9 protein-coding genes and 1 pseudogene are annotated in these 8,958 nt (G+C 49.6%); 2 read left to right on the top strand and 8 right to left on the bottom strand.

Going from position 1 to position 8,958, the window contains the following annotated elements:
• The 7 genes from LZ24_RS16395 to LZ24_RS16365 all read right to left on the bottom strand — a co-directional run.
• Positions 1-783, bottom strand: a 783-nt coding sequence (locus LZ24_RS16395; protein WP_281282292.1) for a hypothetical protein, incomplete at its 3' end; no start/stop codon positions are given.
• Between the two features lie 81 nt (positions 784-864).
• Positions 865-1,581 (bottom strand): ERF family protein, encoded by a 717-nt coding sequence (locus LZ24_RS16390; RefSeq protein WP_144686794.1) that lies wholly within the window; start codon positions 1,579-1,581, stop codon positions 865-867.
• A 388-nt stretch (positions 1,582-1,969) separates the two neighbouring features.
• Positions 1,970-2,851: an RpnC/YadD family protein gene (locus LZ24_RS16385; RefSeq protein ID WP_144686793.1), complete on the bottom strand. Its 882-nt coding sequence runs from the start codon at positions 2,849-2,851 to the stop codon at positions 1,970-1,972.
• Between the two features lie 208 nt (positions 2,852-3,059).
• Positions 3,060-3,701: a recombinase family protein gene (locus LZ24_RS16380; RefSeq protein ID WP_144686792.1), complete on the bottom strand. Its 642-nt coding sequence runs from the start codon at positions 3,699-3,701 to the stop codon at positions 3,060-3,062.
• Positions 3,702-3,999: 298 nt separating this feature from the next.
• Positions 4,000-4,830 (bottom strand): hypothetical protein, encoded by an 831-nt coding sequence (locus LZ24_RS16375; RefSeq protein ID WP_144686791.1) that lies wholly within the window; start codon positions 4,828-4,830, stop codon positions 4,000-4,002.
• Positions 4,831-4,862: 32 nt separating this feature from the next.
• Positions 4,863-5,210: a hypothetical protein gene (locus tag LZ24_RS16370; RefSeq protein ID WP_144686790.1), complete on the bottom strand. Its 348-nt coding sequence runs from the start codon at positions 5,208-5,210 to the stop codon at positions 4,863-4,865.
• 798 nt (positions 5,211-6,008) lie between these two features.
• Positions 6,009-7,166 carry a site-specific integrase gene (locus LZ24_RS16365; RefSeq protein ID WP_144686789.1) on the bottom strand — a complete coding sequence of 386 codons (1,158 nt, stop codon included), beginning with the start codon at positions 7,164-7,166 and terminating at the stop codon, positions 6,009-6,011.
• 309 nt (positions 7,167-7,475) lie between these two features.
• Here LZ24_RS16365 and LZ24_RS16360 point away from each other — a divergent pair, with 309 nt between their 5' ends.
• Positions 7,476-7,760, top strand: a complete 285-nt coding sequence (locus tag LZ24_RS16360; RefSeq protein ID WP_144686788.1) for a helix-turn-helix domain-containing protein — start codon at positions 7,476-7,478, stop codon at positions 7,758-7,760.
• 21 nt (positions 7,761-7,781) lie between these two features.
• Positions 7,782-8,075 carry a helix-turn-helix domain-containing protein gene (locus tag LZ24_RS16355; protein ID WP_144686787.1) on the top strand — a complete coding sequence of 98 codons (294 nt, stop codon included), beginning with the start codon at positions 7,782-7,784 and terminating at the stop codon, positions 8,073-8,075.
• A 361-nt stretch (positions 8,076-8,436) separates the two neighbouring features.
• On the opposite strand, the pseudogene LZ24_RS17420 reads toward LZ24_RS16355, so the two are convergent.
• Positions 8,437-8,958 (bottom strand): annotated as a pseudogene (locus LZ24_RS17420) (hypothetical protein); the annotation flags it as partial.

Here is an 8,958-nt window from a genome sequence, read left to right as displayed (position 1 = left end):
AAGACGGATCAGGCCACTTTGGTATTTGTGCATCCCTTCCCAGATACGGCGGCCAACCTTTTCACAGATCCCCCAGAGCAGATAATCCGGACGGTAGGGGCCAAAGGGTTTTATATCGCTCATACCCAAACAGAGAACCCAGCCCTGTATATCCACGCCATCGGAAGTATCCGGCAATTTAACTCCCAGCTCCCGGAAGGCTATCTCAGGAAAGCTCATGTTTTTGTGGTTCTTTGTGCTGAAGCAGGGCTGATCCCAATATGCGGATACCATGCCCAACTGACCGTAGAGCTGGGTTTCATAGGAAGAATACAGGGTGGCTGGTATATGCTCGGTGCTTTTGATTTCAAGGATGCGTATAGCAGGAGTATTGCCGCCCCAGGCCAGGGTAAAATCCAGATGGGCTTTCACCGGCATACCGTCAATGACCATGGCCACCTCCAACTGATGGATGGGCTTTGAACCGTTGGATTGCAGAATCTCTCCCACACCCGACTCGAACCAGTGACCCCGCTGAAACACAAGCTCCCGTTGCAGGGTTGCAAGTATCCTGTCCTTATCTTCCCCGGCATACCACCGGGCCACTTCATCGGGGTTGGTGGCTTTTACAAATTTATCCGCTACAGCAGCACGAAGACACTCCATGCCCCTGCCAATATCCGACATGCCGATATATGAAGTCCTGTCCCCAAGGGATGCCCTCACATGCTCACTGCGGGCCAGAAAACCTTTGGTTATCTGAGCCAGAAGCCCCATGGACTCTTTAGTGTGATGGATGGTCATGATTGCCTCCTTTTAAAATACAAAAGGCCCACCGGCATAATACCGGCAGGCCCTGTGTATGGATGTATGGGATTGGTATGTTCAGGCTGCGTACTGCTGGCTGTGTTTCCACCAGAGTTTACGTTCTGCATTCCAGCGGAACCCTGCTTCTTTGAGGATGTCTTTCTTGGGGATGGTATCTCCCGTTGCTGTGATGTAGGCCCTTCCATCTTCGGCATGAACCGTGTTGTAGAAGATGCCGTCAAGCTTAGGCAGGGTATCCATACTGACAGGCTTATTTTGGGGATTCTGAGGAGTAGAATATGCCTGATTTACCGGGGAAAATGGATCGTTTTGAGGCTTGGATGGATGGGAGGCATGATTTTGTCCCTGATGGTTTTTGTGGTTCCTGATGCAGGCCCTTTCAGCATCATCATCGTTTTCTGTAATGATCCCCAACATGGAAGACAGGCCGTAACGCCTGGCATAGGTAATGGCCGAACCATAGCCCTGGGGATCGTTTTTGGATAAGGGCATCATGAGAAGAGATGATTGCCACTGCCCGGATTCTGCGTGCATAAGCTTGGTAACGAGTCCCAGATGCCCGATTTCTACGGGAACGGGATACTGCGTCAACCAGATACCATGCCGGATCAAGATACTGCTACAGGCCTCCATGACTGTGCTTAAGGTGGCGTACCTGCTGTTGGTGAAGGTGTTCTTTCTGTCCTTTTGTACCGGTCTTAATTCCTGCTGCACCCGGAGCATAACCTTGGCAAGCTCCTTCACATCCGCTGAGCTGTACTGTTCGATAACCATAGCGACCTCCTTTAAATATAAAGCCCCCCTCTGCCCGTAAAAAGGCAGTAGGGAAGCTGGTTTAGGATAGGATGAATGATCGTTCACAAAGGTAATATATGCCTGAGATTTACTGATCACCACTTTGGGAGGATCTGCATGGGTACCGATGGGTCAAAATGGGTGCAAATAAGCATCTGTGCGGGTAAAATAGAGGGGTATCCGGGGTATTACTGGACGGCATGAATCCGAAGAACTCGAACTGGGAGCTGAAACTGAAGAACTCGAACTGGGGACGTGAATCCGGAGGACTCGAACAGAAGGCTACACTCGAACAGAACAAAAGACTCCCCCTACCCTGCCATGGCTGCCAATACAGCAACCACAGCAGAGAAGATGGATACGGAGCCTAATGTTTGGTGGCATTTTTACCTATGAGCAGATCCAGACCCTTGTCACCGGCGGCAAGTACAGCCTTTACCTGTTCGGGGGTAAGCCTGGTAGCCTTGGCAATATCCTCCGGCTTCATATTGAACTCCCGGAGACTCATGATCGTCTGGTACTTCTCTTCATAACGCCCTCTCTCCTGAATCCGTTCCGATAACAGCATACCATCCTCCTTTTCTGTGAGCAGACTGAGCAACTCTTCCTGCTCATCTTCCTGTATATCTGCATAAGTGTAAATAAAATCCAGGTATTTTTCAAACAGAGCCGCACCCACCAAGCGAAACAGTCCGGTCATGGCCCTCATTACGACCTCTACCTTCTCCTCTGGCTCATAGTTCATCTTGGGAAGAAGGATCATGACTACAGGGTTCGTGGAATCAAAATAGTCCCTGGCCTGATACTCAAAGAGACGGATCTTCTGGTACTCGAAATGTATGTAGTTCTTTTCCCTAAAGCTGCTGTCCAGTACCCTGTCCACATCCTTACGCCATTTCTTACGGTCTGTGAACAGCACCGTAGGGATGACAATGGCACCGGGATGGGCTTTCATGTAGTCTATGCCATAGTGGGCCACCGTGTAGATGGAAAACTTGTATTTATCCTCCTGAAACTCCAGCAGCCACAGAATCAGAGTCCCATTTTCAAACCGGAACCGTATGGGTATGTCCAGCACAAAATGCCGGTCTTTCAGCTTCTGTTTTTGGGTTTCCTGATGGACAACCTCAAAACCGATAAGCTTGCCCATACCCTCAAGGATCTCCGGGGATAAGAACTCTGCTATCTCCCTGGTAAAGTCCCGTGCCAGATTCTTAAAGTTCTGATCATGGGACACTCTCTCTGCCATCCCAGCCTCCTTTTTATAAATGTAATCAGGATATGCAGAAACGGTAGTCCATCCTGCATACCTCCGGTCTTCTTTTAGCACTATGGATCAGATACGGCCCTGTGTCGATGCAAAACCATCCAGCCCATACACCCTGCCACCCCATGACCGGTAAGACAGGATTTACACCTTATATATAGGGGGTCATAGACGGCCCCTGCCCTGCCCACTAAACCGCCTCTGCAGAACTGTGTTGAAGGCCTTTTACAGCAGAAGCTATGGTACTGCGGGAACAGCCAAGCATCCTCTCGATGTCTGAATAAGAAAATCCCTTCATCCTCAGCTCCATGATCTTCAGCCTCTGATCCGTATCCACTGGCCTGCCCTTGAACCGCCCAAGCTCTTTGGCTCTGGCTATACCCTCGGACTGTCGCCTCCTTCTGTCTTCATAATCCTTACGACTGACAGCAGCCAGCATATCAAGGAGCATCCCGTTAATGGCATCAAGGATACGCCCCTGAAAACTCTCTGAAGTTTCTGCATCCATGAGGGTATGACTGATGGGAAGATCCATGGACACAATCTTCAGTCCCTTGCTCTGGATCAGACCACGGAGCTTTTGCCAGTCCTTGGCGTTCAATCTGCTCAGGCGGTCAATCTGTTCCAGAAGAAGAATATCCCCAGGCTGTGCCACATCCAGAAGACGGAACAGCTCAGGTCGTTTCATACTGGCACCGGACTCATTTTCTGTGAACCAGGCAGAGACTGCTACACCCTGATTGAAGGCAAAGCACTCCAGCGCAGGTCTGGCACGGTCTGCATTCTGCTCGGTGGTGGAAGCCCTCAGATATCCGTATATCCTCACAGTCATTGAATCATACTCCCATGCTTGTCTGTTTCGGTGTCTGCAGTTTCACAGCAGCTATCCTGATCATTTTCAGATGGTTCGATTTGGGTTTACCCTACGCCAACCATCCCTGAGACTGTAAAATGCCGGTTCGATAATCCCCACAGATCACTCAAAACAGACCGTAAATATTAAACCAGCCAAACCAGACCCTGGCAGGGGTACAGAACCCATCCCCCACTCCCCTGCCCTGGCTTTTTCTACCTTATATATAGGGGCCACTCCGGAACCACACCCGCAGCCCGAAGTCACCCCGACAGTTTCAGGGTTCTTCTTCATCCGTCCCGTCTTCTATATCCAGCCAAGTATCCGAAACAACACCGCCATCATCCGTAAGGTCTGCCACACGGGGAAGGTCATCTTCTGCCCCATCCTCCCCATCCTCGGCATATACTTCAGGGTCATCCTCAGCCTCCAGCCTTGCAACCACATTGCGTACAGTGCTTGAAGTCCACCTGCTCTTACCGGAAAGGGTCAGTATTTTTGCCGTGTTAAGGATGGCAGCAAGGGTGTTGTAGCTGGGAACAGGATCTGTACTGGAACGCATCTGAAGAATCCACTCAATGAGTACAGCCTTGTCGGGCTTGGAATGGACGATGCTCTCGATAACAGGGCGCAGGTTGTGGGGGTCAGCATCTTCAGGATCTTCTTCCGTAAGGTCTGCCAACTCATCGGACTGAATGCCGGGTACCGTAAAATCAAAGGAAAGGGTCTGCAGGCTCACCTGTAGATTGCTGGCATCTATCTCATAGAGCTGGAACGGTTCTTCCACTGGCTGGCCCAGCTCCCTTTCAAGGGTAGTCATCCGTCTGTCCAGATTGCTGATACCGTTTTGCATGTCATCTATGGCCTCACAGATGGCGGTTACGGCTATATTGTTCTCCGTAGCCAGCTTCTGGAACGAATGAGTCAGGGTACGGGACAGTTCTTCCCCAAGGTTAATTGCAAATTTCTGTAGAAGGGACTCCAGCATGGGGGGCAGCTCCTTCAGCAGCTCAGCCTTAACCTCCTTGGCCAGTTCCTTTGCATTAGTAGGCTGGGTATCCCAAACCCTGTCTGTGCTTATGAGGGTATCGGGAAGAGTAATGTTCATGTCATCGGACAGGTCCAGGTCAGGCGCAGAAACTATAACTTGAGGGTATGCAGTCCGGGTAGCATGTGCGTCATGTGCAGCGTGTGCGTCATGTGCAGCGTGTGCGTCATGTGCAGCGTGTGCGTCATGTGTAGCGTGTGCAGCATGTGCAGCGTGTGCGTCATGTGCAGCGTATGCGTCATGTGTAGCGTGTGCGGCATGTGCAGCGTGTGCGTCATGTGCAGCGTATGCGTCATGTGTAGCGTGTGCAGCATGTGCAGCGTGTGCGTCATGTGTAGCGTGTGCAGCATGTGCAGCGTGTGCAGCGTGTGCAGCGTGTGCAGCGTGTGCAGCGTGTGCAGCGTGTGCAGCGTGTGCAGCGTGTGCAGCGTGTGCGTCATTCAGCCAGTAATGACCATACTGACTCAAACACTCATCTACCCAGTCACTGACCATAGGATCATTGGTAATCACTCGTTTTTTAAGGAAAATACAGGCTATGTCATAGAAACTATACCGTTCCTCACGCAGGGCATCCACCAGCAGCACAATCTCTATACACTCCTTAAAATACTTGAATTTCCTACCTACACAGATACCTGGTAAAAAGGGACTCATATAACTGCAATAATCCAGAACCCTCCTGTAATTCAGATTCAATTCCTTGGCTATTCCCCTGATAGAATACAATTCTCTGTCATTCATACCCGCCTCCTTTCATCACGCCTTCATCACCACAGCACGGTTTTGATCATCATGCATCATCATTCATCACCTCTGTCACCGCACCGGACTTCATCATGCAGGCACTGTGATCATCCATGTTTCATCGAATGCACACCACTTCACCGTCCATGTTTCATCATCCGGGCATTTTGAGCATGAATCTGTACCAAATCACCATGATCACACCATGATCACGCCTTCATCACGCATGATCATGACCATTTTACTAAAAACAGCCCAATTATGCGCATATGCTCACTGGAACACTGTTTACAACCATCAGTCGGCACCTTGTAACATACTGATTTCATACGACCCATCAGACACCCTACCCATCACCAAAAAAAGTACCCATCTATTACCCATCACGATTTGAAAAAATGTTTCACTCTTAACCACATGATTACAGGACTTTAACCCCCCAAAACGACCCATCAATTTCCCATCAGCACTTTTAAAAATCACAGCTCAAATCACTCAGAGTCACCATCACTTCCTATGCTCCGGGACACTATTTCAGTGGCCTCTTTGAGGGTATCCTGGCTCAAATGGGCGTACCTCTGGGTGGTAGAAATGTCTGCATGACCCAACAATTTTTGTACCTCATAGAGACTCCTGCCGTGGTTGATCAGAAGGGAGGCAAAGTTGTGTCTCAGGTCATGTACCCGGACATCCTCCAGCCCTGCTTCCTTCCTGATTCGATCCCATGTACTGTGAAAATGCTTCAGCGGCTCACCTGTCTTGGGGTTGGCAAATATAAACGGACTGTTGTTATCCACACGCCTTTTCAGCACATTGATGGCAGATCCAGACAAGGGGATATGCCTTGGTTTTCCCGACTTGCTCATGGGTACCGTCCACAACCCATGCTCAAAGTCCATATCCTCCCATTTGGCATGGCTGGCCTCACCCTTCCTTGCGCCTGTCAGAATCAAAAACTCAATCAGATCGGGCACTACGGTACTCTGGCTGTTCTTCAATGCTTTCAGCAATCTGCCCGTCTCTTCATGGGTTAAAAACCTCTCCTTATGCTCATTGTCTGCCAGCTTGGACACACCCCTTGCAGGGCTTTTGTCGATGTACTCCCATCTTTCTGCCAGGGAGAAGATGTACTTCACCAATGCCATCATCCGGTTCACAGACCCCGGTTTGTAGCCCATAGCCACATAGGAAGTCTGAAAATCCCTCACATCATCCCGTGTTATGGCAGACAGTTTGGCGTACTCCCACAAGGGCAGAAGCACCCGGTCTATCACCTTCTCATCCTGCTCCCAGCTTCGTTTGTAGAGCTTCACATGGGGGATGTACTTATCCTCTGCAAAGTCACCGAATGTCATCTCCTGTTTTTTCTTTTCCATCATGGCTGCTGGATCGTAGCCCAATGCCGTCTGTGATCTGATCTCTCTCGCTGCCATCCTTGCATTTTCAAGGCTTATGGCATCCACAGGCCCGATACGCACCTGACGCAACCTGCCGTGCCTGTCCCGGTAACGCAGATAGTAGGTACACCTGCCAGAAGACCGCACCTCCAGCATGAATCCGGGTATTTCCGTATCAAAGTAATCCACCCTGCCCTTGGTCACTACAGGTGGATCAGCCACAAAGCCCGTTGTGAGAAGTATCTTTGGCATCGCATCCTCCCTTCATACTGCATCCATGTTTCCTGCCCCTGCCCTCAGTCATCATGCTAAAAAGATGGGAATTCATATGCAAGCAATTTAGAAAAATATCTGTAAAAAAATCGTGAGAATGTTGGTACCGAACAGAGAAAAATTTCATGCTTGAAATCATTAGAAAATCAAAAGTCAAGTAATTTTCAAGAAAACACTAAAAAAATAAAAATGGGCTTTTCGGACAAAACACTCCCCTCCACGACCACAAATTGCTATGCTGTTCTAAGCATGAATTACCCATACGATGAACTACAGAGAGGAGGCATGATGAAGGACAAGACATACGATGTGGAACTGATCACAGGAGAACAACTGAAGGCAGGACGGATACTGCTTGGATGGTCACAGAGAACACTGGCTGCTAAAGCCTACCTGTCCCAGGGGCCAGTCACCCAGGCAGAAAAGAACAATGTAAGGAAAAAAAGCACCATCATGCTGATTGCCCATGTGTTGATGGAGGCTGGGATAGAGTTTATCAACCATGAGGACGGAACCTTTGGGGTACTGATCAAACCGGATGCGGACAGGGCAGATGAAAGGGAAGATGGCTGAAATACAGTGGAGAGTGGAGGTATGATGAGGGAAAAAGCATACGATGTGGAACTGCTGAAGGGAGAGCAGATCAAGGTTGCAAGGATACTGCTTGGATGGTCACAGAGAACACTGGCAGCCAAAGCCTACCTGTCTGAAACGCCGGTCACACGGTTGGAGAGGAAGATACTGGAGAAGAAAAGCACCATGAAACTGCTGGCCCATGTACTGACAGAGGCAGGGATCATATTTGTCAATCATGATGATGGAACCATGGGTGTACTGATCAAACCAGATGCGGACAGGGCAACAGGTGAAGAAGTGGATAATGAGTGAGGACAGTGGGAAGCAACCAGATACCCTAACCCGCAGGAAACACCTACAGCAAGGAAAACAGACAGGGCTGATGTACCACCCTGCCCTCCTGAAATCAGCTCATACAGCGGACAAAAGGTACGGTAAATACGGGGGATAGAGAGCGCAAATATGATGTTCGGTACAATCGGAGCAAACAGGATGGATGGACACAGAACGGGATGTACAAGAACAGATACCGAGGCCACAGAATACACCACAAGACAAAAACCAGACGCAACCCATACTGAGGGCTGCGTCCGGTCATGGTTAGATAGAAATCAAAATAAAAGGGATTGGTGACACAGGTACCTAATGGCTGTATCCGTGTCTGCACCAGAGCCTAATGCTTGGTGGCATCCTCTCCGATCAGCAAATCCAGACCCTTGTCCCCGGCAGCAAGGACTTCTCTGACTTTTTCTGGGGTAAGTCGGGTAGCCTTGGCAATATCCTCTGGTTTCATGTTGAACTCACGGAGGCTCATGATGGTCTGGTACTTTTCGTTGTACATGCCCTTAACCACACCCATCTCTTCACCCTTCTCCAACCCAAACCGCTCTGCACTGGTAATGTATGGCATCTTTTTTTCCTCCTCCAAGAGGTAAACTTCTTTAAGGAACTGTGCTTCCAGTTCCTTGGGCAGGCTGATCATCCAGTCGATGTAGCGGTACAGCTGCAGGATGTCTTCCTTGCTGTAGTTCCGCTGATACATGAGCTTCACCAGATGGTATTTCCAGGCCTTCAGCTCGTCTTTGGATTTGCTGCTTTTGGCCTTGATCTGGGCCATGACCACCAGAGAGAAGACATTATCGTTAGTTTCAAGCTCATCCCACCTGTCTTCCCAATCCATAAGTTTGACAATGGG

Origin of the sequence: Desulfobotulus alkaliphilus, assembly GCF_007830435.1 — a bacterium.
GTDB classification, from domain to species: Bacteria; Desulfobacterota; Desulfobacteria; order Desulfobacterales; family ASO4-4; genus Desulfobotulus; species Desulfobotulus alkaliphilus.
The sequence above is the reverse complement of the archived record's forward strand: the minus strand, read 5'-3'. Positions and strand labels throughout refer to the sequence as shown.